This is a genomic window from Herbidospora sakaeratensis (assembly GCF_001570525.1).
In the GTDB taxonomy this organism is placed as follows: Bacteria; Actinomycetota; Actinomycetes; order Streptosporangiales; family Streptosporangiaceae; genus Herbidospora; species Herbidospora sakaeratensis.
This window is the reverse complement of the sequence record NZ_BBXC01000023.1, coordinates 1-23439: the sequence shown is the minus strand read 5'-3', so window position 1 is coordinate 23439 and position 23439 is coordinate 1. Positions and strand designations below refer to the sequence as shown.

Annotated in this window: 21 protein-coding genes; 12 read left to right on the top strand and 9 right to left on the bottom strand. The window is 71.8% G+C overall.

Going from position 1 to position 23439, the window contains the following annotated elements; all coding sequences use genetic code 11:
- Positions 1–1030 precede the first annotated feature (1030 nt).
- Complete coding sequence (locus AW271_RS33140; protein ID WP_157554887.1) at positions 1031–1267, top strand: hypothetical protein; 237 nt, start codon at positions 1031–1033, stop codon at positions 1265–1267.
- A gap of 99 nt (positions 1268–1366) precedes the next feature.
- On the opposite strand, the gene AW271_RS33135 is transcribed toward AW271_RS33140, so the two are convergent.
- A complete protein-coding gene (locus tag AW271_RS33135) occupies positions 1367–2149 on the bottom strand; it encodes a carbonic anhydrase family protein (protein ID WP_169806432.1) in 783 nt (260 codons plus the stop codon).
- A gap of 258 nt (positions 2150–2407) precedes the next feature.
- Between AW271_RS33135 and thpR the strand changes: the two genes are divergently transcribed.
- The 3 genes from thpR to AW271_RS33120 all read left to right on the top strand — a co-directional run bounded on the left by thpR (position 2408) and on the right by AW271_RS33120 (position 6391).
- A complete protein-coding gene (gene thpR, locus AW271_RS33130; RefSeq protein WP_062341555.1) occupies positions 2408–2983 on the top strand; it encodes an RNA 2',3'-cyclic phosphodiesterase in 576 nt (191 codons plus the stop codon).
- Between the two features lie 1191 nt (positions 2984–4174).
- The gene (locus AW271_RS33125; protein WP_062341554.1) at positions 4175–5695 is read left to right on the top strand and encodes a condensation domain-containing protein; all 1521 of its coding nucleotides are present in this window, start codon (positions 4175–4177) and stop codon (positions 5693–5695) included.
- Between the two features lie 114 nt (positions 5696–5809).
- Entirely contained in the window at positions 5810–6391 is a 582-nt protein-coding gene (locus AW271_RS33120) for a DedA family protein (RefSeq protein WP_083977610.1), read from the top strand.
- On the opposite strand, the gene AW271_RS33115 is transcribed toward AW271_RS33120, so the two are convergent.
- Together AW271_RS33115 and AW271_RS33110 are read right to left on the bottom strand one after the other, a co-directional pair.
- Positions 6381–7289, bottom strand: a complete 909-nt coding sequence (locus tag AW271_RS33115) for a glutathione S-transferase C-terminal domain-containing protein (RefSeq protein WP_062341552.1) — start codon at positions 7287–7289, stop codon at positions 6381–6383. The genes AW271_RS33120 and AW271_RS33115 overlap by 11 nt on opposite strands.
- 38 nt (positions 7290–7327) lie before the next feature.
- Positions 7328–8158: a helix-turn-helix transcriptional regulator gene (locus AW271_RS33110; protein ID WP_062341551.1), complete on the bottom strand. Its 831-nt coding sequence runs from the start codon at positions 8156–8158 to the stop codon at positions 7328–7330.
- Between the two features lie 121 nt (positions 8159–8279).
- On the opposite strand from AW271_RS33110, the gene AW271_RS33105 reads away from it, so the two are divergent.
- Positions 8280–9047 (top strand): SDR family oxidoreductase, encoded by a 768-nt coding sequence (locus tag AW271_RS33105; RefSeq protein WP_062341550.1) that lies wholly within the window; start codon positions 8280–8282, stop codon positions 9045–9047.
- On the opposite strand, the gene AW271_RS33100 is transcribed toward AW271_RS33105, so the two are convergent.
- Both AW271_RS33100 and AW271_RS33095 read right to left on the bottom strand, forming a co-directional pair.
- On the bottom strand, positions 9022–9870 hold the full coding sequence (locus tag AW271_RS33100; protein WP_062341549.1) for a universal stress protein: 849 nt from the start codon (positions 9868–9870) through the stop codon (positions 9022–9024). The two genes, AW271_RS33105 and AW271_RS33100, sit on opposite strands and share 26 nt — an antisense overlap.
- Positions 9867–10955 (bottom strand): SMP-30/gluconolactonase/LRE family protein, encoded by a 1089-nt coding sequence (locus AW271_RS33095; protein ID WP_062341670.1) that lies wholly within the window; start codon positions 10953–10955, stop codon positions 9867–9869. Before AW271_RS33095 ends, AW271_RS33100 begins: the two co-directional genes overlap by 4 nt.
- Positions 10956–11095: 140 nt before the next feature.
- On the opposite strand from AW271_RS33095, the gene AW271_RS33090 reads away from it, so the two are divergent.
- The 5 genes from AW271_RS33090 to larC are packed head-to-tail and all read left to right on the top strand — an operon-like array spanning position 11096 to position 15708.
- The gene (locus AW271_RS33090) at positions 11096–11944 is read left to right on the top strand and encodes a fumarylacetoacetate hydrolase family protein (protein ID WP_062341548.1); all 849 of its coding nucleotides are present in this window, start codon (positions 11096–11098) and stop codon (positions 11942–11944) included.
- Positions 11941–12678 (top strand): SDR family NAD(P)-dependent oxidoreductase, encoded by a 738-nt coding sequence (locus tag AW271_RS33085; protein ID WP_062341547.1) that lies wholly within the window; start codon positions 11941–11943, stop codon positions 12676–12678. The genes AW271_RS33090 and AW271_RS33085 overlap by 4 nt, the downstream gene beginning before the upstream one ends.
- Positions 12675–13940: a nickel-dependent lactate racemase gene (gene larA / locus AW271_RS33080; RefSeq protein ID WP_062341546.1), complete on the top strand. Its 1266-nt coding sequence runs from the start codon at positions 12675–12677 to the stop codon at positions 13938–13940. Before AW271_RS33085 ends, larA begins: the two co-directional genes overlap by 4 nt.
- 2 nt (positions 13941–13942) lie before the next feature.
- Complete coding sequence (larB, locus tag AW271_RS33075; RefSeq protein WP_062341545.1) at positions 13943–14596, top strand: nickel pincer cofactor biosynthesis protein LarB; 654 nt, start codon at positions 13943–13945, stop codon at positions 14594–14596.
- On the top strand, positions 14593–15708 hold the full coding sequence (larC, locus tag AW271_RS33070) for a nickel pincer cofactor biosynthesis protein LarC (protein WP_083977596.1): 1116 nt from the start codon (positions 14593–14595) through the stop codon (positions 15706–15708). Before larB ends, larC begins: the two co-directional genes overlap by 4 nt.
- A 3-nt stretch (positions 15709–15711) precedes the next feature.
- On the opposite strand, the gene AW271_RS33065 is transcribed toward larC, so the two are convergent.
- From AW271_RS33065 to AW271_RS33050, 4 genes are read right to left on the bottom strand one after another with little or no spacing between them, the layout of a single operon-like run.
- Positions 15712–17346, bottom strand: coding sequence for an amylo-alpha-1,6-glucosidase (locus AW271_RS33065; RefSeq protein WP_062341544.1), 1635 nt, complete (start codon positions 17344–17346; stop codon positions 15712–15714).
- 25 nt (positions 17347–17371) lie between these two features.
- Complete coding sequence (locus AW271_RS33060) at positions 17372–18178, bottom strand: carbohydrate ABC transporter permease (protein WP_062341543.1); 807 nt, start codon at positions 18176–18178, stop codon at positions 17372–17374.
- A complete protein-coding gene (locus tag AW271_RS33055; RefSeq protein ID WP_062341542.1) occupies positions 18178–19068 on the bottom strand; it encodes a carbohydrate ABC transporter permease in 891 nt (296 codons plus the stop codon). The genes AW271_RS33060 and AW271_RS33055 overlap by 1 nt, the downstream gene beginning before the upstream one ends.
- Positions 19065–20309: a sugar ABC transporter substrate-binding protein gene (locus AW271_RS33050; RefSeq protein ID WP_062341541.1), complete on the bottom strand. Its 1245-nt coding sequence runs from the start codon at positions 20307–20309 to the stop codon at positions 19065–19067. The genes AW271_RS33055 and AW271_RS33050 overlap by 4 nt, the downstream gene beginning before the upstream one ends.
- A 127-nt stretch (positions 20310–20436) precedes the next feature.
- Here AW271_RS33050 and AW271_RS33045 point away from each other — a divergent pair, with 127 nt between their 5' ends.
- The gene (locus tag AW271_RS33045; protein ID WP_062341540.1) at positions 20437–21447 is read left to right on the top strand and encodes a LacI family DNA-binding transcriptional regulator; all 1011 of its coding nucleotides are present in this window, start codon (positions 20437–20439) and stop codon (positions 21445–21447) included.
- A gap of 129 nt (positions 21448–21576) precedes the next feature.
- A complete protein-coding gene (locus AW271_RS33040; RefSeq protein WP_062341539.1) occupies positions 21577–23382 on the top strand; it encodes an RICIN domain-containing protein in 1806 nt (601 codons plus the stop codon).
- Positions 23383–23439 lie beyond the last annotated feature (57 nt).

Genomic DNA, 23439 nt, shown 5'->3' with positions numbered 1-23439 from the left:
GTGGCGGGGTTTCGCGCGGTGTGGCTGGGTCGCACCGTGTCCTGGGTGTCAGGTCGGGGGGCCTGAGGCTGGCCGGGCGGTCTGGCGGCCGAGCGGGGTGGCCGACTTTCGTGTCGCGTGGCCAGGTCGAGGTGAGCGGGATGCTGCGCCGACTTGTGCCGGGTGGGCCGGGTGCTGCGCCGACTCGTGCTGGTAGGCGGGTGCGGCGGGGCCTTGTGGTGTGTTCAGGCTCGCGGGAGGCCGGGCCGCGTGGAGAGACCCGCTGAAGGAGGTTGGGCGGTGGAGCCCGCCACCGGTACACGGTCCTAGAGTGGGGCACGACTCCTCTGTTGGTTGTCACGGGGTCGGCGAGGCTCTGACGTCGCGCGCGAGCGCCTCTCGTCGGCCCCGGCGCCTAGCCTTTCTGCAGGCCCACCTTGGGGATGTCGACCGCGATCTCGTCGCCCAGCCGGTAGCCGTCGTAGGTCGAGCCCGGTGCGGCGAGGGCCGGGGCCCTGTGGTCTGTTCTGCTCGTCGAAGACCGGCCGGGTGGCCGGGAAACCGGGCCTGGGCACTGGGCCGACAGGCTATGCCAGGTGGCCGGGTCGAGTGGCCGGGAAGCTTGAGCCAGCCGATCGGGATGCCAGGTCGAGGTGAGCTGGATGCCGCGCTGACTTGCCGGGTAGGCCGGGTGCGGCGAGTGCCGTGGCCTTGCGGTGCGTTCGTGCGCGTGAGGGTGGCCGGGAAGCTTGAGTCAGCGGATCGGGATGCCAGGTCGAGGTGAGCTGGGTGCCGCGCTGACTTGCCGGGTAGGCCGGGTGCGGCGAGTGCCGTGGCCTTGTGGTGCGTTCGTGCGCGTGATGGTGGCCGGGAAGCTGACCCGGGGGGCTGCGAGGCTGGAGCGGTTGATCGGGGTGCCGGGGCGACTTGAGCCGGACGCCGTGCCGACTTGCCAGGTAGGCCGGGTGCGGCGAGGGCCGGAGGGCCTTGTCGTGTGGTCGTGATCGCGCGAGGCTGGGTTGGGCAGGATCGCGTCGTGCTGGGAGACCGCGTGAAGAAGTGGGACTGGGCGCTCTGGAAGACGCTTCTCTTGGTGACCGGCATGGCGTTCCTTCCGGCCTTCGGCTCGGGCATCGGCGACTATGTCGTCGATGGAGCTCAGCGGGTCGCCAGGTGGGAGTATCTCCTGCCTCGCATCATCCTGTTCGGGGGATGGTGGATCTTCCTGGTGGTGATGGTGGTCCGGTTCTCGCGCGAGCCTGACGACGTGGATGAGTCTGCGGAGTGACCCGCCCTGGCCGGGGCCCTCGAGTGGTTCTCAGAGGTGAAAAGGCCACGCCGGCCGAGGGTGAGCTCTGGCCGGCGTGGGTTCCTCGGACCGCTGGGTCTAGTGGTACGAGTAGATGTTCGCTGCCGGGTGGTTCTCCTGCAGTTCGCGGAAGTTGCCCTCCGCGCCCCACAGGGAGCGGTAGCCCAGGACGTTCAGGCGGTGGGCCTTCGAGTGCTGGTCGAAGACGACCCAGTTCACCGGCTGGAAGTAGGTGCCGACCTCGTCCGGCGTGGTGAGGGAGCCGGTGTAGCGGTAGGTCGCGCGGTTCGCCGGGAGCATGTCGTTCAGGTGGATGCCCGTGATGGGCTTCGACGCGCCGAGGGCGGGCGGGGACTTGATCAGGCGGTCGTGCTGGGTCTGGCCGAGGAAGGTCTTGGCGTCGATCATCACGCCGAAGACGACGTAGCCGGTGCCGGTCGCCTTGGTGTGCACGAAGTGCGCCTCGAGGGGAGCGGTCGCCTGGCCGGCGAACTTGTGCTCGGCGTGGCCGTGGAAGTGCACGTTGTTCAGGTTGTAGCGCTCGCCGCCGTAGGTGATGTAGGGCTGCGTGCCGCCGGTGCCGATGATGAACCGGACGTCGTCGTGCTCGCTGATCTCGCCCAGCGGGGCCTTGTCCTGGAAGAGGATCGTGCCGTCGACGGAGTTCGGGTAGTGGATCGTGATCGCGGGGCCGTGGCCGGGGCACGACTTCGACCGGTCGATCTCGATCGGGCTCTGCACCGCGGCGTCGGTGCCGTGGCCGACGCAGGGCTTGACCTGGGCCTGCGCGGGGGCCGAGACCCACGTTAACGGGAGGGACAGAACTGCGGCTGCCGCAAGCGGCGCAAGACGGTAACGCACCAGTCGCCTTTCGGACGGAGGGAATGCCGGAATACGCCGTCTACGGACCGCCAAGGGGGCATTGTCCGCATTTAGGACGACATAAAGGCATTGGTGAGGATAGCCCAATGAGGTGAACCCGCAGCCTGCGGGGTGGTGTTCAAAATGACCAAAAGCAGAACATTGGCGGCGAGTTGTCTTGGCGGGTTATCCGGGGCGCCGAACCGTCGGGCAAGAGGGTGGCCGGGGGGTGGAGATCGGCCGGTGGATACTGCGGGAATGAGCAGGATGTTCGTCGCGCTGGTCCCGCCGCCCGGCGTGCTCGACGAGGTCTCCCGGGTGGTGGCGCCGCTGCGCGACGCGTGGCCCGACCTGACGTGGGTCGAGCCCGCCAACTGGCACATCACCCTGGCGTTCCTCGGCGAGGTGCCCGACCGGGTACGGCCCGACCTGAGCGCCCGGCTGGCGCGGGCGGCCCGCCATCACGAACCGCTGCCGCTGGCCCTGGGCGAGTCCGGGACGTTCACCGGGCGCGGCGGGGTGGGCGTGGTGTGGCTGAGCGTGCGGGAGCCCGGGCGGTTGGCCCGGCTGGCCGGGTCGATCGCGGCCGGCGCCCGGCGCGCGGGGGCCGAGGAGCCTGACGGGCGGCCCTATCGGGCGCACTTCACCCTCGTCAGAAGCCGCAAAGGGGTCGATCTGCGGCCGCTGGCCGACGCTTTGAAAAGCTTCGAGTCGACGTTCTGGACGGCCGACGGCGCTCACCTGTTCGTGAGCCATCTTGGGCCGCCGTTGCGGTACGAGGCGGTGGAGACCTACCCGCTGGGGAAGCCGAGCGCTGAGTCCGGATGGGAGTGAGGCCGAACCCCTTCCGATTTTCGTCGGGGCCTATTCGAGGCGGCCAGATTCGAGGCTCGCCCGGAGGAGATCTCCGAATAGGGCGGAGTCCGTCTGTAATTCTGCCTGTGAATGGAGGCTACGTGGCCGTGAACTTCCGTTGCAGTCTGGTCAGCCATATCCGTTGGGTCAGCAACGCCGGACCGAGCGTCACAATCCCATCGTGAGGACCGTCTTCGCGTGCGTTAGTGAGTCGCGCTGCTCCTTGTACGCAAAACGCTCAGGCCGCAGCCACTTTCTCCCCTCCACCTCTGATGATCCTGCTCCCGTTAGTCGCCCTCCGGATCCGGCTCGGAGAGTGCCCTGCTCTCCAGTTCTTGCTCTCGGGCATTTTGCTCCCAGGCTCCCGCTAAAGAGTGCCCTGCTTGTCGGCTTCTGCTCCCAGGCACCCCGCTCCCAGGCACCCCGCTCCCAGGCACCCGCTCCCGGGGCCCGGCTCCCAGCTTCCGGGCACTCCGCTCCTGGGCACTGGCTCTCGGGCGCTTCGCTCTTCGGTTCCCACGTGGTTAGTGCCCTGCCCTGCGGCTTTGGCTCGCAGGCATCAGCTCCTAGGCTCCGCTTGGAAAGCGCCCTGTTTCGGCTCCTGCTCCCGATGACCCCGCTCCTGGGCACTGGCCCTCGGGCGTTTCGCTCTTCGGCTCCCGCTTGGACAGTGTCCTGTCCCTCGGTTTCCGCTCCCGGACATTTCGCCCCCAGGCTCCGCTCAGAGAGCGCTCTGCTCGTCGGCTTCCGCACTCGGGCGTTTCCTTCTCCGGGCCATCGTTCTCGCAAGCTCTGCTCCCCGGTCCCAGCTCCTGGCGCGCCGGAGGAATCGGCCAGACACCCTCCGTCCCGTAAGGTCACGACTGCGCCCGGAGGAGGGCCACGTAATTCGTGCGGCGGTCGTCCGAAACGGCGTCTTCAACAAACGACTGGAAAACGCTTCCAGAACCCTCACTCCTTTGGTTAAGGGATTTGTAACAATTCCCCACACCGGTATGTCAAGAATTCCGATTGTGAAAGTTACACGCCGCCTTGACGCCCCCAAAAGCGCTATTTAACCTTCTCCCACCGATGTCGAGGGAGTGGGCTTGAATCAGCCGTCCGGTCACAACGAGCAGTGCCGATCAGGGCAGCCTCTTCCGATCCCTCCCCTCTAGCGGGGTCGTCCAGATGACCGACCTCAAGATTCGTTTCACCGGCCGCCGCGCCGGCCGGTGGCCCCTCACGGTGGGCCAGAAGAACGTCCTGGAGTGGATCAGGCCCGATTTCCCCGGCCCGGCCGACATCCTGTCGGCGGTGGTCCGTGCCCCCCGGGCGACCACCGTCGAGGTCGTCGCCGCGGCGGTCGGGGAGCTGGTCGGCCGCCATGAGGCGCTGCGCACGGTGGTGCGCGACGGGGAGCAGGTCGTCCAGGCCGAAGGGACGTTGGTCGCGGAGGTCGTCGAGGCCACCGGGTCCGAGCGGGACTGGACGCTGGCCGGGGCGCGGCCGTTCGACCCCGCCGCCGATCTGCCCCTGCGGGTGCGGGTGGTCACGCGGGGCGGGGCGCCGTTCGTCGTGGTTCTGCACGTCTCGCACGTCGCGGCCGATCTGTCGGCGATCACCGTCTTGCGGGGCGAGCTGGCCGCCCTGCTGGCGGGGCGGGAGGTGCCGACTGCCGACTACCATCCGGCCGATCGGGCCGACTTCGAGCGCAGCTCCGCGGGGCGGCGGCAGCTCGACGGGTCGATCCGGTACTGGGGGCGGCATCTGGAGGAGCGGCCGTTGTGTTCGCTCGGGTTGCCCTACCGGTTTCCCGGCCAGAAGGGGCACCATCAGGTGCTGCTCGGGTCGCGGGCGGGGGCCGAGGCGGTGTCCGGTGTCGCCGGGGCGTGGGGGGTGCGTCCGCTGGCCGTGGTGATGGCGGCGTTCGCGGCGGTGCTGACCCGCTGGACGGGGGAGCCGGGCTGCCTGCTCAACTGCCTGTGCAGCAACCGGTTCTCGCCCGAGTTGCGCGACTATGTCGGCACGATCTCGCAGGAGACCTGGATCCCGTTCACCGCGACGGCGTCGTTCCCCGAGGCGGTCGCGCGGATGAACGCGGCGGCGCTGGCCGCGTACAAGTACGGGCGGTACGACTCGGCCCGGCTCAACGCCGCCATGCGGGCCGCCGAGCGGGCCCGGGGCATGCCCTGTCACCGGGACGTCGTCGTCAACAACACGACCGGGCACTCGCGGGCGATCCTGCCGGCGTCGGGGGTGGAGGCGGGGGCCGGTGACCGGAGTTTCGACGCTCCCGTCGAGTTCGACGTCTACCGGCTCGACGGGAAGCTCGGGTGCGGGCTCGGGCTCGACGCCCGGCTGGCCACCGCCGACGAGGCCGCGACGTTGCTCGGCGAGGTCGAGCGGCTGGTCGTCGCCGCCGCTCACGGTGAGGTCGATCTGGGTGAGTTCGGGATTCCGCCGGTGGAGCGGGGGGCGGGCTGGGCTCGGGTGGGGGCGTGCTGGGTCGACGTGCCCGGGGTGCAGGACGTCGCCGACCTGGCGCTCGGCTCCGGGGTGGCCCGGGTCGAGGTCGTGGACGGGCGGCTCGTCGGCCGGGTCGGGGCCGGGCTCGACGCGGCGGTGGCGGGTGAGAAGGTGCTCGCCGAGATCGTCCGGCAGACCCGGCACGGCGTCGTCGCGCCCGGCGCTTGGTTAGCGCACGGTTAACGCCTCGCTGATCCGGCGCTGATCTTCGCGGCCCTAGCGTGGACGGAGCCGAATTCCAGGGGGAATCAATTGAGCAGCGACCTCGGCGGCGTCACCGGGTGGGTCATCGGACTGATGGAGACGCTCGGGGCGCCGGGCGCCGGGCTGGCCATCGCCCTGGAGAACCTCTTCCCGCCGCTGCCCAGCGAGGCGATCCTGCCCCTCGCCGGGTTCACCGCCGCGCGGGGTGACCTGTCGCTGATGGCCGTCCTGATCTGGACGACCATCGGCTCGGTCGTGGGCGCGGTCGCCCTCTACGCCATCGGGGCGATGCTGGGCGAGGAGCGCATGATGCGGCTGGCGTCGCGGCTGCCGCTGATCAAGTTGTCGGACATCGAGAAGACGCAGGCGTGGTTCGCCCGGCACGGCCGCAAGACGGTGTTCTTCGGGCGCATGATCCCGATCTTCCGGAGCCTCATCTCGATCCCGGCGGGCGTCACCCGCATGCCGATGGCGACGTTCCTGCTGTTCACCACGCTGGGCAGCGCCATCTGGAACACCGTCTTCGTGCTCGCGGGCTACTACCTGGGTGAGAACTGGAGCGTCGTCGAAGGCTACGTGGGCGTGTTGTCCAACGTCGTCATCGTGGTGGTCGCCCTCGCCGTCGTCTGGTTCGTCGTCTCGCGGATCAGGCGGCGCGAGAAGGTCACCAGATAGGGCGCGGCTCGACGGCGAGGCGGGTCACGCCGTCGTCGGGGTGCTCGGTCGGGCCGGCGGGGCGCAGCGCCGCGACGTCGGTCGTCTCGCGGAAGGCCGGGAGCTCGTAGAGGTCGCGGGTGTGCCGCCACAGGTTCGGGAAGTCGGCCAGGCTGCGCTCGCTGATGCCGTTGCGGGGGTTGGTCAGCGCGTCATACCTGATCAGCGCCACGAAGAGCTGCACGTCGGAGGCCGTGAGGTCGTCGCCGAACAGGTGGCGGCTCCCGGCCAGGCGGGCGTCCAGGCGGTCGAGGGTGGCGACCACGGCGGCCCGCCGCGCGTCGTACTCGTCCTGGGTGGCTGCCCGGCCGACCCCGTGGGCGGCGTGGGCGAGGTCGCGGGCGATCTCCGCGTCCAGGGCGATGATCTCGGTACGCCGGTCGGCCGGATAGAGGTCGATCCCGTCGGCGGTGAACTGGGTGCCGAGGTCGATCGGGATCGTCGTGTAGTCGTTGCTCACGACCGTGCCGGTCCGCCGGTCCCACACGGTCGGGACCGAGATGTGGCCGGGGTAGCCGGGTTCGGTGGCCTCGTACGCCTCCGACAGGAAGCGGAACCCGTTGACGGGGTCGGGGCCGCGGTTCTCGCGGAACGCCCAGCCCCGGGAGTCGCGCGCGTCGTCGACGTAGGAGAGCGACACCGCCTCCCGCAGCCCGGCCAAGTCGCGGATGACGGCGACGCGCTGCGCCCACGGGCAGACGTACGCGAGATAGAGGTGGTAACGGCCAGGTTCGACGGTGATCCGGCCCTGGAACGGGTAGACGGGGCGGTCGCTCACCCGGTCGAGGCGGCCGGGCCCGTAGGGGCCGAAGGCGGCGAGGTCGACGGGGCCGGCGTAGGCGGGCGCGTGCGTGGTCATGGCAGCTCCTCACGAACCATTTCCACTAAACCTACCAATTAAGTAGGTTGATCCGCCAGGAGCCGCAGGTTCCGTTCGGTGGCGGAGCCCGGCTCCACGTTGAAGACGCACAACGACTGGTCGGGGTCGTCGGGCGCCTGGAGGTTCTCGTAGAAGAACTCCAGGTCGCCGGCGATCGGGTGGCGGAAACGTTTGGTGCCGTGGGTGCGCCGGAAGACGCGGTGGTCGTCCCACCAGCGCGCGAACTCGGGGGAGCGGGCGGTCAGCTCGCGGATCAGATCGGTCAGCCGCCGGTCGCCGGGGTTGCGGCCGGCCTCCAGCCGCAGCGTCGCCACCGTCTCGAACGCGCACGCCTCCCAGTCGACGAGCCGTTCACGGGACTCCGGATTGAGGAAGCTGTGTCGGGCGATGTTGCGCTGCGCGACGGGGAGGGCGTCGAAGTCGGCGATGACCGCGCGGGCCAGCCGGTTGTACGCCAGCACGTCGGTCCGGCGGCCCATGACGTAGGCGGGCACCCGGTCGAGGTTGCGCAACATCAGGTGCAGCCCCGATCTCACCCGCTGGGGCGCGTCGGCCGGGCCGCGCGCGGGGGCGCGGCCCAGCAGGTCGGTGAGGTGTTCCCGCTCGGCCGGGTCGAGCCGCAGCGCCCTGGCCAGCGCGGCGACGACCTCGGGCGACGGATTGCCGCCCCGGCCCTGCTCCAGCCGGGTGTAGTACTCGACGCTGACCCCCGCCAGCCGCGCGACCTCGTCGCGGCGCAGCCCGGGCACCCGGCGGATCCGCCCGTCGCCCGGCAGGCCGGCCGTGTCGGGGCGCAGCCGCGCCCGGCGGCCGCGCAGGAAGTCGGCGGTCTCGTGACTGCGGTCCATCCGTCCAGTGTCACCCGGTGTCCGTGCTGCTCAGGTCGTCCAGGGTGGCCCTGTGAGTACCAGCCGGGACAGGGCCGCCCGTACGCCGCGAGCCGCCCTCCCGGGCTGGTGAGCTGGGCACATGTCAATCTCGATGAACCTCGACGGCCGGATCGCCGTGGTGACCGGAGCCTCCAGCGGCATCGGCGCCGCGACCGCCGAACACCTCGCCTCCCTGGGCGCCCGCGTCGCCCTGGTGGCCCGCCGGGCCGACCGGCTCGACGACCTCGCCGCCCGCATCGCGGAGAACGGGGGCCGGGCGCTGGTGCTGGCGGCCGACGTGACCGACGCGGCGGCGCTGCGGGCGGCCGCCGACCGGGTCAGGTCGGAGTGGGGCCCGGCCGGCCTGCTCTTCAACAACGCGGGCGTGATGTTGCCCGCGCCCGTCGAGCAGCTGCCCGCCGACCAGTGGAAGCACCAGATCGACCTCAACGTGACCGGGCTGATGAACGCCATCGGGGCGTTCGTGCCGCAGCTCGTCGAGTCGGCCGCCGCCCACGGGGTCGCCGACCTGGTCAACACCTCGTCGATCCTGGCGCAGAACCTGCTGCCCGGCTTCGCCGTCTACTCCGCCACCAAGGCCTACGTCACCCACCTGTCCCGGCACCTGCGCGCCGAGCTGGGCGGACGGGACGTGCGGGTCTCGGCGATCGAGCCCGGCATCGTCGGCACCGAACTGCAGGACCACGTGACCGATCAGGGGGTGCGGGCCTGGCTCGACGGCTCCAAGGCGGTCATGGAGTGGCTGACCCCGCAGGACGTGGCGGCGACGGTGGGCTTCCTGGCCACCCTGCCGCCCCGGGTCAACCTGCAGCAGGTCACGATCATGCCGACCCGTCAGCCGAGCTGACGATCGCGACCGGGCAGTGGGCGTGGTGGAGCAGCCCGTGGCCGACCGAGCCGAGCACGGCCGCGCCGAAGGCCCCGAGGCCCCGCGAGCCGGCCACCACCAGGTCGGCGGCGCGGGACTCCTCGGCCAGCACGTTCACCGGGTGGCCGTAGACGCTGGCGTACTCGACCGGCACGCCGGGGTGCCGGTCGCGCCAGGCGGCGAAGCGTTCCTCGACGTAGGCGGTGCGCTCCTCGTACACGCAGTGGATCAGGTTGTCGTACATGGTGCCGACCGAGGAGAACGGCGGCGGCTGCCAGGAGAAGACCGCCCGGAGCGCGGACCCGCGCCGCCGCGCCTCGGCGAAGGCGAACTCCAGCGCGACGTCGGCGTCCTCGCTGCCGTCGTAGCCCGCCAGCAGCCGCCCGTGCGTCCCCGACGACGGCTGGCGCACCACGATCACCGGGCCGGACGTGTGCCCGGCGAGGCCCAGGCCGACCGAGCCCAGCAGCAGGCCGGCGAACCCGCCCGTGCCCCGGCTGCCGATGACGACCGCGTCGGCCTTGGCCGCCTCCTCCTTCAGCCGGGCGACCACGCCGCCGGTCGCCAGGCCGGTGGTCACCGTGACGTCCGGGGCGGTGGCGTGGGCGCGGCGCTCGGCGGTGGCCAGCACCTCCGCGCCGTAGGTGTTCTCGACGTCGTTCAGCTGGCTGAGCCGGACGCCCGTCCAGGGTTCGCGCACGTGCACGAGCCGCAACGAGGCGCCCCTTCGGGCGGCGTCGGCGGCGGCGTACTCCACGGCGGCCAGCGCGGACGGGGATCCGTCGACTCCGGCGACGATCATCGTTCCTCCGTCAGGCGGATCGGGCGGGCGCCGGTCTGGACCCGGATGACCTGGTAGGGCGGCACCCGGGTGTCGGTCCCGTCGTCGAACAGCGGGCTGCGCGGCAGCTGGTTCACGCTGACGTACAGGAAACCGTCGGCGGCCAGCGCCAGGGTGTCGGGCCACAACAGGCCGGGCGCGTGCAGGAGCGTCGACCAGCGGCCGCCGGGGTCGCGCCTGACGACGGCGCTGTGCTCGTAGGCGGTGGCGTAGACGAACCCCTGGGCGTCGGACTCCAGGCCGTCGGACGCGCCCTTGTCGCCGTGGTCGACGACCGTGGCCGCCACCTGATCGTCGTCGAGCGAGCGGTCGAGCAGGGCGTCGACGGCCACGCTGTAGAGACGCCTGCTGGACAGCGGGCAGTAGAACAGCCGCGAGCCGTCGGCGCTCAGCGCGATGCCGTCGACGCCGACCCGGTAGTTCTCCCGGACGACCCCCTGCACGATCGCGCGGAAGCCCGGCACGGCCGAGGTGCTCACGTGGCCGCGCAGCCGGGCCCGGTTCTCGCCGGAGTCGAGGTCGACCACGATCAGCGCGCCTTCGGGCGCGCAGTCGGTGATGTACGCGTACCCTCCCGGCCCCCGCGAGAGGTCGAAGCGCACGTCGTTCAGGTAGGTGTCCGGGGTGGCCGCCGCCGGGTCGAGCCGGACCACCCGGACGACCCGGTCGGTGGCCGGGTCGACCTCGACCAGCTTCGGCCCGTCCGCCAGCCACGGCTGGAAGGCCAGGCTGCCCGTGTCGAGCAGCCACACGTGCCCGGCCGGGTCGGTGATCACGCTCTGCACCGACACCAGGGTCTCCGCGGTGGCCCCCGGGCTCCACGCGTTGATCTCGGGGCCGGGATAGGGGACCGGTTCCCCCTTGACGACCTCCGCGACGGTGAAGGGCACGTCGTCGCCCCACCTCGGGAAGGAGACGAACAGGCGTCCGTCGTCGGTCACGGTCACGCCGGTCGGCATGAGGTCGCCGAATTCGGCGACGATCTCGTAGTCGGTCCCCACCCAGCTGCCGAGAGGGGAGGCGGCGGCAGAAGTCCTGGAAGACATGGTCATCCCCTTCGTTGCCGAAAGCCCTCCCAGTATCTCAAGGGGCGTTTCGCCACCCTGGGCCAGGTCGCTGCCGTCTTGACGTCACACGTCATACGAATTAGCTTCCCCCTGACCCGTGAGTGAAAGAAGGTAGAAGCGTGAAGTTGTGCCGGTTGGGGAGTCCGGGCGAGGAACGGCCCTGTGTCGTCGACCCCGAGGGGACCGTCTTCGACCTGTCGTCGCTGACGCGGGACATCGACGGCGCGTTCCTCGCCGGCGGGGGGATCGAGCGGGTGCGCGCCGCCCTCGCGGCGGGCGAGCTTCCGCGCGCCGCCTCCGGCCAGCGGGTCGGCGCGCCCGTGGCGCGGCCGGGGAAGGTCGTGTGCATCGGGCTGAACTACTCCGACCACGCCGAGGAGACGAACGCGGCCGTCCCGGCCGAGCCGGTCGTCTTCATGAAGGCCCCCGGCACGGTGGTCGGCCCCGACGACGAGGTGCTGGTGCCACGCGGCAGCGTCAAGACCGACTACGAGGTCGAGCTGGCGATCGTCATCGGCGCGACGGCCCGCTACCTCGCCTCCCCGGACGAGGCGGCCGGCGTCATCGCCGGGTACGCGGTCGTCAACGACGTCTCCGAGCGGGAGTTCCAGCTTGAGCGCGGCGGCCAGTGGGACAAGGGCAAGTCGTGCGAGACGTTCAACCCCATGGGTCCCTGGCTGGTCACGCCCGACGAGGTCGGCGACCCCCAGGCGCTCGGCCTGCGGGTGTGGGTCAACGGGGAGCTGCGGCAGAACGGCAACACCAAGAACCAGATCTTCGGCGTCCATCACGTCGTCTGGTACCTCAGCCAGTTCATGGTGCTCGAACCGGGTGACGTGGTGAACACCGGCACCCCGGCGGGCGTCGCCCTCGGCCGGGGGGCCGACGCCTACCTGCGCGCCGGAGACGTCGTCGAGGTCGAGATCGACGGCCTGGGCCGCCAGCGCCAGCGGATGGGACAGGCATGAGCGGCGGCTTCGAGGGCCTGGTCGCGATCGTCACGGGCGGCGCCTCCGGCATCGGCCGCGCGGTCGCCGAGGAGCTGACGGCCCGGGGCGCCCAGGTGGCGGTCCTCGACCTGGCCGGCACCGAGTTCGTCTGCGACGTGACCGACGACGCGGCGGTCCGGCGCGCGGTCGCCGCGGTGGCCGACCGGTTCGGGCGCATCGACGTGCTGGTCAACAACGCCGGGATCGGCGCGCAGGGCACGGTCGCCGACAACGACGACGCCGAGTGGCTGCGCGTCCTCGACCTCAACGTGCTGGGCATCGTCCGGCTGAGCCGGGCCGCGCTGCCCCATCTGCGGAACTCGCCGAGCGCGGCCATCGTGAACGTCTGCTCCATCGCCGCCACGGCCGGGCTGCCGCAGCGGGCCCTCTATTCGGCGTCCAAGGGAGCCGTGCTCGCGCTGACCCGGGCGATGGCGGCCGACCACGTGCGCGAGGGCGTCCGGGTCAACTGCGTCACGCCCGGCACCGTCGACACCCCCTGGATCGGCCGCCTGCTGGACGCCGCCCCCGACCCCGCCGCCGAGCGGGCCGCGCTGCGCGCGCGGCAGCCGCACGGACGGCTGGTCGCCGCCGAGGAGGTCGCGAACGCCGTCGCCTACCTGGCCGGACCGGCGTCGGGGTCGACCGTCGGCATCGAACTGCCCGTCGACGGCGGGATGGCCGGTCTCCGCCTGCGGCCGGTCACGTCATGACCGGGATGCTCGTCGACCTCGCCTACGGCACGGACGGGCTGCTGGTGGACCTGCCGGCCGACCGCACCACCGTGATCACGCCGGTCGCCCGGCCCGCGGTGGCCGACGAGGCGGCCGAGGTGCGCCGGGCGCTGCGCGACCCCGTCGCGGGCCCGCCGCTGCGCGAGCGGGTGCGGCGCGGCCAGACGGTGGCGATCTCGGCCTGCGACTACACCCGGCCGCAGCCCCGGCACCTGATGATCCCCGCCATCCTCGCCGAGCTCGACGGGCTCGTGTCGCTCGACGACGTGGTGATCCTGGTGGCCACCGGCACCCACCGCGGCAACACCCCCGGGGAACTGCGCGCCATGTTCGGCGACGCCGTCGTCGACGCCGTGCGCATCGTCAACCACGACTCGCGCGACGCGTCGTCGTTGCGCTGGATGGGCCGGTTCGGCAAGGACGTGCCGGTCTGGCTCAACCGCGAGTGGGTCGACGCGGACGTGCGCATCACCACGGGGTTCGTCGAGCCGCACTTCTTCGCCGGCTTCTCCGGCGGCCCCAAGCTGGTCGCCCCCGGGCTCGCCGCGCTGGAGACCGTGCTCACCCTGCACGACGCGGCCCGCATCGGCGACCCCCGCGCGACGTGGGGCGTCACCGAGGGCAACCCCGTCCACGACGACGTCCGGGCCATCGCGGCCGGCACCGGCGTCACCTTCTCCCTGGACGTCGTGCTCAACCGGGAGCAGAAGATCGTCAAGGCGTTCGGCGGCGACCTCGGGCCGATGCACACCGCCGCCATGGACGCCGCCCGCGCGGCGGCGATGCGGCCTGTGCCGGCCGCCTTCGACGTGGTGGTCACCACCAACGCCGGGTTCCCGCTCGACCAGAACCTCTACCAGGCGGTGAAGGGCATGAGCGCCGCCGCGCAGATCGTGCGGCCCGGCGGCGTCGTCATCTGCGCGGCCGAGTGCCGCGACGGCTTCCCCGACCACGGCCCCTACCGCGAGACGCTGACCGGCGCGACCTCGCCCGACGCCCTGTTCGAGGAGATCTCCGCCCGCGCCGAGACGGTGCCCGACCAGTGGCAGGTGCAGATCCAGGCGCGCATCCAGCGGCACGCCCGCGTCATCGTGCACACCTCCTATCTGAGCGACGCCGACCTGGCCGCCGCCCACCTGGAGCAGACCCACGACGTCGCGGCCACCGTCCGGGGGCTGCCCGGCAGCGTGTGCGTGCTGCCCGAGGGGCCGATGACCATCCCCTACCTGGCGGGGGCGTAGCGATGGACATCGGGTACGCGCGGATCGACCTCGACCGGGAGAGGCGGCAGGGCCTGCCCGAGATCGTCTACGGGCCGGGCAAGGAGGCCGGGGAGATCGCCGGCATCCTGGAGGTGCTGCTCGACCGGAACGACGGCCCTGTCCTGGTGACCAGGGTCGGGCCCGAGACCGCCGCCGAGGTGCGCGCCCGCGTGCCCGGCGGCCGTTACGACGAGGCGGCCCGCCTGCTGGTGTGGCGGCCGGCGCTGCTCCTCGGGCACCGGGTGGCCGTGGTCACCGCCGGCACCGCCGACGGGCCGGTCGCGGCCGAGGCGGCGGCCGTGGCGGGCGCGCTCGGCCTGGAGACCACCGTGATCCGGGACGTCGGCGTGGCGGGCCTGCACCGGGTCCTGGCCGTGGTGGACGAGCTCCGCGAGGCCGACAGCGTGATCGTCGTCGCGGGCATGGAGGGCGCGCTGGCGAGCGTGGTCGGCGGGCTGGTGGAGACGCCGGTCGTCGCGGTGCCCACCTCCGTCGGCTACGGCGCGGCCCTGGAGGGCGTGACGGCGTTGCTGGCCATGATGACCTCGTGCGCGGCGGGCATCACCGTGGTCAACATCGACTCGGGGTTCGGCGCCGCGCTGGCCGCCTACCGGCTCACCAGGCGGCGGCCGTGATCCTCCACCTCAACCCGTTCACCGGCCTGGCCGGCGACATGCTCCTCGGGGCGTTGTTGTCGGCGGGCGCCTCCGTGGACGTCGTCCGCCAGGCCGTCGCCCGGACCGGCCTGACCGGCTGGCGGCTGGAGGCCGAGAACGTCCGCACCGGCGCGCTCATGGCGGTCCGCGTCCGCGTCGAGGTCGACGACGACGCGACCGAACGCCCCGCCTCGGTGCTCATCGAGATGGCCGCGCGCACCGGCCTGCCGATCGCCGAACGCGCCCTGAAGGCCATCGCCGAGGTGGAGGCCGAGCTGCACGGCCTGCCGCCGGGCGACGTCCACCTGCACGAACTCGGCGGGCACGACACGCTGGTCGACATCGTCGGCTGCGCCGCCGCGCTGGCCGACCTGGGCGTGACCGAGGTGCACTGCGCGCCGCTGCCCCTCGGCAGCGGCAGCGTCGAGACCCGCCACGGGGTGCTTCCGGTGCCCGCCCCCGCCACCCTCGCCCTGCTGCGCGGGGCCCAGGTGCGCGGCGGCGGCGAGCACGAGGCGGTCACCCCCACCGGGGCCGCCCTGCTGCGCGCCGCCGACACCGTCTACGGCGGGGTGCCGCCCATGGAGGTGCACACCACCGGCTACGGCGCGGGCACCCGGCGGCTGCCCGACCGGCCCAACGTCGTCGTCGCCACCCTCGGCCGCCCGCTCGCCCAGCAGGACCGGCAGGTCGTGCTGTCGACCAACCTCGACGACGTGACCGGGGAACTGCTCGGGCACGTCATCACGCGGATGCTGGGGGCCGGCGCCGCCGACGCGTGGATCACGCCGGCGGTCATGAAGAAGGGCCGCCCGGCGCACGTCCTGCACGTGCTCACGCCCGTCGACCTGGCCGACCACCTGGAGAACCTGATCTTCGCCGAGACCGGCACGCTCGGGCTGCGCCGCAGCTGGGTCGACAAGGTCACCGTCCCCCGGGTCGTCCGCACGGTCGAGCTGTACGGCCGGACCGTGCGCATGAAGCAGGGCCCCTGGGGCGTCAAGCCGGAGTACGACGACCTCGCCCGGCTGGCCGCCTCGACCGGCAAGTCGCTCGGCGTGCTGACCCGGGAGGCCCTCGACGCCCTCTGACCGTCAGCCACGGCGCGCCGCGGCCAGGATGAGGTAGGCGCTGGCCGTCCACGTGTACGCGCGGTCGCGCAACCCCTGGCCGGTGCGCGCGTCGAAGTTCTCCGCGAACCCCGACTTCTCGCACAGGCGGCGGAACCGGTCGCTGATCTCGTCGGCCAGGCCGACGTGCCCGGCGCGGCGCAGCCCGTCCTCGATCAGGATCGTCGAGGGCGCCCAGATGGGGCCGCGCCAGTAGCCGTCGTCCTGGTAGTGCGGCGACGACGGCAACTCGGTGGCCGGCCCGAACTCGGTCAGGTGCCGTTCGATCCTGCCGGCGAGCACCGCGCTCACCTCGGCGGGCAGCTCCTCGCCGAGCACGATGGGCATCAGGTCGAGCAGGCTGTCGCTCGACCAGGTCCGGCCGGTGAGCGCGCCCCGCGCGACGAACCGGTCGCCCGTCCACAACTCGGTGAGCAGGGCGTCCTTCATGCGGTCGGCGGCGGCGTCCCAGCGGGCCGCCTCATCGGGGCCGGGGGCGCGGCGGGCCAGCTCGCGCATCTGGAGCACCAGGAAGGCGGCCAGGTCGGCGGTCTCGACGACGCGCTCGGGGTCGAAGGTGGTGGCGTTGTCCCACCCGCTGTCGTTGCCGTGCTGGTAGTAGGCCAGTTCGTGGCCGGGGACGCGCCGGGCGGTCAGCCAGAAGTCCGTCCACCTCGCCAGCAGCCGGTAGGTCTCCTCCGGCTCGGGCCGCCAGCGCAGGCGGCCGAGGGCCCAGCCGTGGATGGGCGGTTTGACGAAGTTGTAGAGGATCTCGGAGTGCGTCACGGAGTCGGGCAGCGCGCCCGCGCCGTCCTGGTGGTCGAAGGGCAGCCGGAACTGGTGCCACGCCAGTTCCGGCAGCCCCTCGCCCAGGGCGAGGGCGTTGAAGCAGTGGTCCCAGCTCCACACCTTGTCCATCCAGTGCTTGGACATCAGCACCCCGGGACGGGTGACGAACCCCGCCGGGCGGACCGTCGCCGACCACAACACGTACGCCGCCAGCTCGGCGGCCGGGGTCGCGGCGTCGCGCCAGGGGGCGACCGCCGCGGCGAACGCGTCGAACTCCGCCCTGGCCGCCTTCACCACCTGCTCGAACGTGTCGGCCTCGGCGTAGGGGGCGCGGGCGGTCTCGTACTCCTCGACGGCGATCTCCCAGCCGCCCGTCAGGGTGACCCCGCGCTCCGCGCCGCCGAGCGACTGCGCGCCCACGGGGTCGGCCGTGCCGCGCAGCACGGTGACGCGGTAGCGGCGGCCGGTCTGATAGAGCGTGAAGACGTACGACCCGTCGGACGGCTCCCGGTAGAAGTAGGGGCCGCTGAACGGGGTGAGCACGGGATCGGCCGCCACCAGGCCCAGGTCGAGGCCCCGGCCCCTGATCCGCACCGTGTCAGGGCTCTCGTAGGCGAGCTCGATCCGGTCGTCGCCGCGCTCCCAGAGGAGCTGCTGCGGCGTGGCGGTCAGCGCCGCCTCCGGGTCGACCACGAGCCGCAGGACGGCGTGCATCCCGGTCTGGTGCGAGACCAGGTGCACCTCATCGGCGTACGTCTTCTCGGCGATCACCGGGGAGAAGCCGAACCAGGAGCCGCGATGGCTGAACGGGATGTCCCGTAGGGAGAACACGGAGGGGTGGCCCTTCTCCTAGAGGTCAGTCCTTCACGGCGCCGGCGGTGACCCCGGCGGCGACGTAACGCTGGGCGATGACGAGCAGCACGGCCGCCGGGATCGACGCCACCACGGCGGTGGCCATGATGGCGTTCCACTCCTGGTTGTTGTGGCCGATGTAGTGGTAGATGCCGAGGGTGATCGGCTGGTGGTCGCCGCCCTGGTCGAGGGTCGAGGCGAAGACGAAGTCCGACCACGCCCACAGGAAGGCGAACAGCGAGACGGTGACGAGGGCGTTGCGGCTGAGCGGCAGCACGATCGACCGGAAGGTGCGCACCGTCCCGGCCCCGTCGACCCGGGCCGCCTGGAGCAGCTCCTCGGGCAGGGCCGACATGAACGCGGTCAGCACGAGCACCGCGAACGGCACGGCCAGCGTCGAGTCGGCCACGATGAGGCCCGGCACGGTGTTGAGCACCCCGGCCGACAGGTAGAAGGCGTAGAAGCCCATCGCCATGATGATCCCGGGGATCATCTGCGCGATCAGCAGCAGGAAGCTCAGCACCCCGCCGCCCCTCGGCCGCAGCTTGGCCAGGGCGTACGCCGCCGGCGCGGCGACGACGACGGTCAGCGACACCGTGCCGAGCCCGACGACGAGACTGGTGGCGAGGTAGGGCAGCTGCCGGTCGAGCACCGCCTGGTAGCCCTCCAGCGTGCCGTCGACGGGGAACCAGTTCGGCGGGCTGCGGCGCATGTCCTCGTCGCGGGTGAACGAGACGTTGACCATCCAGTAGACCGGGAACAACATCACGGCGGTCAGGACCAGCCCGATCGCGGTCTTCACCCGTCGCATCACGCCTCCCGCCGGTGCAGCGTGCGGACGTACACGAGACCGAAGACCAGCGCCGCCACGATGAGCAGGTTGCCCACCGCCGCGCCCGGCCCGAACGACGGGACGAGGTTGCCGAAGCCCAGCCGGTAGGACCAGGTCGCGAAGGTGGTGGACGACCCGCTCGGGCCGCCCCTGGTCATGATCCAGATGATGTCGAACACCTTCAGCGTGTAGACGAGGCCGAGGAGCAGCGTGATCGCCGAGACCGGCCGCAGCAGCGGGAAGGTGATGCGCCAGAACCGCTGCCGCCGGTTCGCCCCGTCGAGCGCGGCGGCCTCGTACACTGAGGCCGGGATCGCCTGGAGGCCGGAGTAGAGCACCACGAGGTTGAACGGGACGCCGATCCAGATGTTGGCGATCGTCACCGACCAGAGCGACCAGTCGGGGGAGGTGAGCCAGTTCACCGGCCCGAGCCCTGCCACGCCCAGCGCCGCGTTGACCACGCCCGACTCGCTGTTCAGCAACCACGTCCACGTCGAGGCCGACACGATCAGCGGCAGCAGCCAGGGCACCAGGAACAGCGCCCGCAGCGTCGCCGACAGCGGGAAGTTCTGCACGAAGAACAGCGCCAGGGCCAGCCCGATCGTGAACTGGAAGACCAGCGAGACCACCGTGAAGACGACGGTGTGCCACAACGCCGGGCCGAACGCCGGGTCGTCGAACACCTTGAGGTAGTTGCCGAACCCGGCGAACGGCGCGTCGCCCCGCACGAACGAGCGCACGGTGTAGTTCCGCAGGCTCAGTTCGACGTTGCGGTAGAGCGGGTAGGCGTAGAAGACCACCAGGTAGAGGCCGACCGGGGCGAGGAACGCCCAGGCCGCCCACTGCCCGGAGCGGAGGCGGACCCTCACTGCGTGGCGCTCGCCGCCGCGCTCTGGGCCTCCGTCATCGCCTGCTGCGGCGGCTTCGAGGAGCTCAGCGCCGCCTGGACGGCCCCCCACATCGGCTCGGAGATCTTCGGGTACTTGGTGCCCAGGTCGTCGCCGGTACGCCCCTTGGCGACCTTGACCGCCTCGACCCACACGCCGAGCTTGGCGTCGGCCGCGACCTGCTGCTGCTGCACGGAGTCGGTCGGGGCGATGTAGGAGAGCGTGGTGGTCGTCTTGAGCGAGTTCTCGCCGTTGGTCAGGCAGGCGACCAGCTTCTGCGAGGTGGCGTACCGGCCGGTGTCCTCCTGGACGGGGATGGCGACGAACTCCCCGCCGGTGGGCGCCGGGGCCGGGCCGCCGGCCTTGGCCGGGATCGGGATGACGCCGTAGGGGAAGCCGGCCTTCTCGGCGTTGGCCAGCTGCCAGGTGCCGTTCTCGGCGAAGGCGTACTCGCCGGTGGCGAACTCCTGCCAGCTGGTGGTCTGGGTGTTGTTGATGACCGAGTTGGGGGCGTACCCCTTCTTCAGCCAGTCGGCCCAGAGCGTGACCGCCGCGACGCCCTCGGGGGAGTCGAGCTTGGTGAGGTTCGCGCCGGAGCCCCAGAACCAGGGGAGGAACTGGAAGCTGCCCTCCTCGGTGCCGATCGCGGAGAAGGTGATGCCCTTGCCGCCGGACGTCGTCACCTTCTCCAGCGCCGCGGTGAGGGCGGCCCAGTCGGTGACCGTGGCCGGGTCGACGCCCGCCTTGTCCAGCACGTCCTTGTTGTAGTAGAGCGCCAGGGTGTTGGCGCCGATCGGGACGCCGAACGTCTCGCCGCCGCTCTGGCCGGCCCCCAGCAGGTTGGGGGAGACGGCTGAGACGTCGAGCTTGTTCTCCGCGGTCGTCGTCAGCACGCCGGCCTCGGCCAGGGTGGAGACGACCGGGTTGTCGACGATCAGCACGTCGGGCGAGTTGCCCTGCTGCGCGGCCAGCAGCGCCTTGTTGGTCAGATCGCTGGTGTCGTAGCCGGTGCGCTCCACCGTGACGCCGGCCTGGGCGCCGCACCCCTCCAGCAGGCGCACCCATTCGGAGGTGGCGTCGTACTGCGGATAGGGGTCCCAGATCGTGTAGGCCGTGGACGCCGGGGCCTCCTCGACGGCGGACGGGGTGGAGGGGGTGGAACAGGCGGCCAGCAGGGCCAGTCCGAGGCCGGTGGCGACACGGCCGGACGCGGAAGATCTCATCGGGGGGTGACCTCCCTCGGTCGAACCGATTCGACGAATCGGTTCGACCGAAGATAGGCGGGTTCCGTGTGGACGTCAATGGGGGTCCTTCTGCTGAATTGTGGAACGATTCGACTACGATGCACGGGTGAACATCGGGGAGATCGCCAAGAGGGCGGGAGTGTCCCGCAGCACCGTGTCCTACGCGCTCACCGGCCGCCGCCCGGTCTCGCCGGAGACCAAACAGCGCATTCTGGCGGTGATCGACGAACTCGGCTACCGCCCCAACGCGGCGGCGCGCGCCCTCAAGGAGGGCCGCACCCGCACCATCGGCCTGGTCATCCCGCCCGCGAGCACCCGGCTGACCGACATGCAGCTCGGCTTCGTGGCCAGCGTCGTCGACGCCGCCGCGCGGGCCGACCTCGACGTGCTGCTGTCGCCCTCGGGAGGCGAGCACGACCGCTCCTTCGAGCGCGTCGTCACCGGTCAGCGGGTCGACGGCGTGATCGTCATGGAGATACGGCTCGAAGACGACCGGGTCGCCCGGCTGATGGCCAGCGGCCTGCCGTTCGTCGGCATCGGCCGCACCCGCGACCCGGCCGGCATGTCATGGGTCGACCTCGACTACGAGACGCTGATCGGCCGGTGCGTCCACCACCTCGCCGACCTCGGCCACCGCGACATCGCCCTGGTCAACCGCAGCGCCGAACTGGTGGCCGCCGGATACGGGCCGGGGCACCGGGCGCGGGCCGGCTTCGACCGCGCGGTCGCCGACCGCGGCCTGCGCGGCGTGGCCGTCTGCTGCGCCGACGACGCCCAGGCCGGGCAGGCGTGCACCGAGCGCCTGCTCGCCGAGCACCCGGAGCTGACGGCCATCGCCACCGTGAACGAGGCGGCCGCCGCCGGGGTCTACCACGCGCTCGCCCGGGCGGGCCGCGAGGTGCCGCGCGACTTCTCGATCGTGGGGGTCGCGGCCCGGCACTGGGCCGAGAACCTCCACCCGCCGCTCACCGCGGCCGACGTGCCGGCCGTCGAGCTGGGCGCGCACGCCGTCGACCTGCTGCTGGGGCGCATCGCCGACCCGGCCGCCGCCCACCGCCACCTGCTGGTCGCGCCGCCGATCTCGCTGCGCGCCACGACCGGACCGGCCCGGTCGTAGCCGCGAATCGATTCGTTTCACAAGCCCGTCACTCCGTTGACATGGTGTCGTAACCGGACCTAATCTGCGGTCGAATCGATTCGCTACCCACCCCTCGCGTGAGATCACCTCGCCTCCAGGAGTAGCCCGATGCGTACCCGATTGAGATCCGTGGTCGCCGCCTGCGCACTCGCCGCGACCGCGCTGGTCGTGCCCGCCGCCCCGGCCCTCGCGGCCGACGAGGCCATCACCGTCAACTTCGCCACCACGGGCGCGAGCCCTTCCTACCGCGCGTCCGGCTGGATCTACGGCATGACCGAGAACGGCAGCGGCCCGGCCGACCACTTCTACCGCGACGTCAAGTTCCGCTCCATGCGCGCCGGCGGCGCCCAGCTGCCCGGGGGCGGCTGGGTGTCGGGCGGGTACGACCGCCGCTGGAACTCCACCGTCGCCCAGGCCCGCCGCACGATCGCCCTCGGCGGCCAGTTCATCCTGCTCCCGCACGACCTGTGGGGCGCCGACGGCGCGGGCATCTCCCGCTTCCCCGGCGACAACGGCGACTGGACCGACTACGACAACTTCCTGACGCGCGTCATCAACGACGTGCGGGCCGCCGGCCTCACCGTGCAGTGGGACCTGTGGAACGAGCCGAACATCACGCTGTTCTGGAACCGCCCGCAGTCCCAGTACCTCGAGTTGTGGCGGCGCAGCTACCAGCGGGTCCGCGCCGCGTTCCCCGACCACCTGATCGTCGGGCCGAGCTGCGCGTGCGTGCCCTCCACCTCGCACGCCTTCTGGAACGCCTACCTCGACTTCATCAAGGCCAACAACGTGGTGCCGGACATCATCAGCTGGCACTCGCTGCCGGGCGACCCGGTCGCCAACGTGGCCGCCGCCAACACGACCCTGAACTCCCGCGGCATCCCGCACCCCAGGCCCTACCAGATCAACGAGTACGGCGCCCCCGACGAGCAGAACCCCGGCGACGGCGCCTGGTACATCTCCCGCCTGGAACGCGCGGGCGCCGACGGCCTGCGCGCCCACTGGGGCGGCGGCGGCAACCTGCACAACGACGCCGCCAACCTGCTCATCCGCAACAGCGCCGGGCAGCACCAGCCCAAGGGCGAGTGGTGGGTCTACCGCTTCTACGCCTCCCAGACCGGGCAGACCGTGGCGGTCACGCCGAGCAGCTCCTACGACGCCTTCGCCACGAAGGACACCGGGACGGCCAAGGTGCTCGTCGGCGGCGGACGCACCACCGGCAACCTCGCCGTCAACCTCCAGCGGCTCGACACCACCAGCGGCCTCGTGCAGAACAACCAGGTGCGCGCGATCGTGCAGCGCATCCCGAACAACAACGGCGGCGCGGTGCAGGGGCCGGTCACCATCTCGAACTCCGTCGTCACCCTGTCGGGCAACGCGGTCACGCTCAACCTGCCCAACACCGCGATCGCCGACGCCCTGACCGTCACCCTCGTGCCGCCGTCGGACGGGAGCTTCACCTCGGTCGCGGTGGCCCAGCACTCCCAGCAGTGCCTCGAGAACCCGAACTCCTCGACCGCCAACGGCGCCGTCCAGCAGCAGTTCCACTGCGAGGGCGGCGACCAGCAGCTCTGGAACTTCGTCCCGGTGAGCGGCGTGGCCAACACCTACACGGTCGTCAACCGGCAGAGCGGCAAGTGCCTTGACGTCAACGGGGTCTCCACCGCCGACGGCGCGGCCGTCATCCAGTGGACCTGCGCCAGCGGCGCGCAGAACCAGCAGTTCACGCTCCGCAAGGTGACCTACGGCGGCAACGACGCGCACGACTACCAGCTCCTCGCCCGGCACAGCGGCAAGTGCGTGGACGTGAGCACGATCTCCACCGCGCCCCGCGCGGCCGTCCACCAGTGGACGTGCGTCGCGGCGGGGCAGGGCAGTCCGCTGAACCAGACCTGGCGACTCTGGGGACGCTGACCGGCCCGCGCGAGGCCCTGCCACCCCGGGGGCGGCAGGGCCTCGTCGCGTCATACG

Bases quoted from the DNA above. Each gene is read 5' to 3' on its own strand.
- thpR (WP_062341555.1), top strand. From the start codon at position 2,408: ATGAGCAGGATGTTCGTCGCGCTGGTCCCGCCGCCCGGCGTGCTCGAC.
- AW271_RS33125 (WP_062341554.1), top strand. From the start codon at position 4,175: ATGACCGACCTCAAGATTCGTTTCACCGGCCGCCGCGCCGGCCGGTGG.
- AW271_RS33120 (WP_083977610.1), top strand. From the start codon at position 5,810: ATGGAGACGCTCGGGGCGCCGGGCGCCGGGCTGGCCATCGCCCTGGAG.
- AW271_RS33115 (WP_062341552.1), bottom strand. From the start codon at position 7,289: ATGACCACGCACGCGCCCGCCTACGCCGGCCCCGTCGACCTCGCCGCC.
- AW271_RS33110 (WP_062341551.1), bottom strand. From the start codon at position 8,158: ATGGACCGCAGTCACGAGACCGCCGACTTCCTGCGCGGCCGCCGGGCG.
- AW271_RS33105 (WP_062341550.1), top strand. From the start codon at position 8,280: ATGTCAATCTCGATGAACCTCGACGGCCGGATCGCCGTGGTGACCGGA.
- AW271_RS33100 (WP_062341549.1), bottom strand. From the start codon at position 9,870: ATGATCGTCGCCGGAGTCGACGGATCCCCGTCCGCGCTGGCCGCCGTG.
- AW271_RS33095 (WP_062341670.1), bottom strand. From the start codon at position 10,955: ATGTCTTCCAGGACTTCTGCCGCCGCCTCCCCTCTCGGCAGCTGGGTG.
- AW271_RS33085 (WP_062341547.1), top strand. From the start codon at position 11,941: ATGAGCGGCGGCTTCGAGGGCCTGGTCGCGATCGTCACGGGCGGCGCC.
- larA (WP_062341546.1), top strand. From the start codon at position 12,675: ATGACCGGGATGCTCGTCGACCTCGCCTACGGCACGGACGGGCTGCTG.
- larB (WP_062341545.1), top strand. From the start codon at position 13,943: ATGGACATCGGGTACGCGCGGATCGACCTCGACCGGGAGAGGCGGCAG.
- AW271_RS33060 (WP_062341543.1), bottom strand. From the start codon at position 18,178: ATGCGACGGGTGAAGACCGCGATCGGGCTGGTCCTGACCGCCGTGATG.
- AW271_RS33050 (WP_062341541.1), bottom strand. From the start codon at position 20,309: ATGAGATCTTCCGCGTCCGGCCGTGTCGCCACCGGCCTCGGACTGGCC.
- AW271_RS33040 (WP_062341539.1), top strand. From the start codon at position 21,577: ATGCGTACCCGATTGAGATCCGTGGTCGCCGCCTGCGCACTCGCCGCG.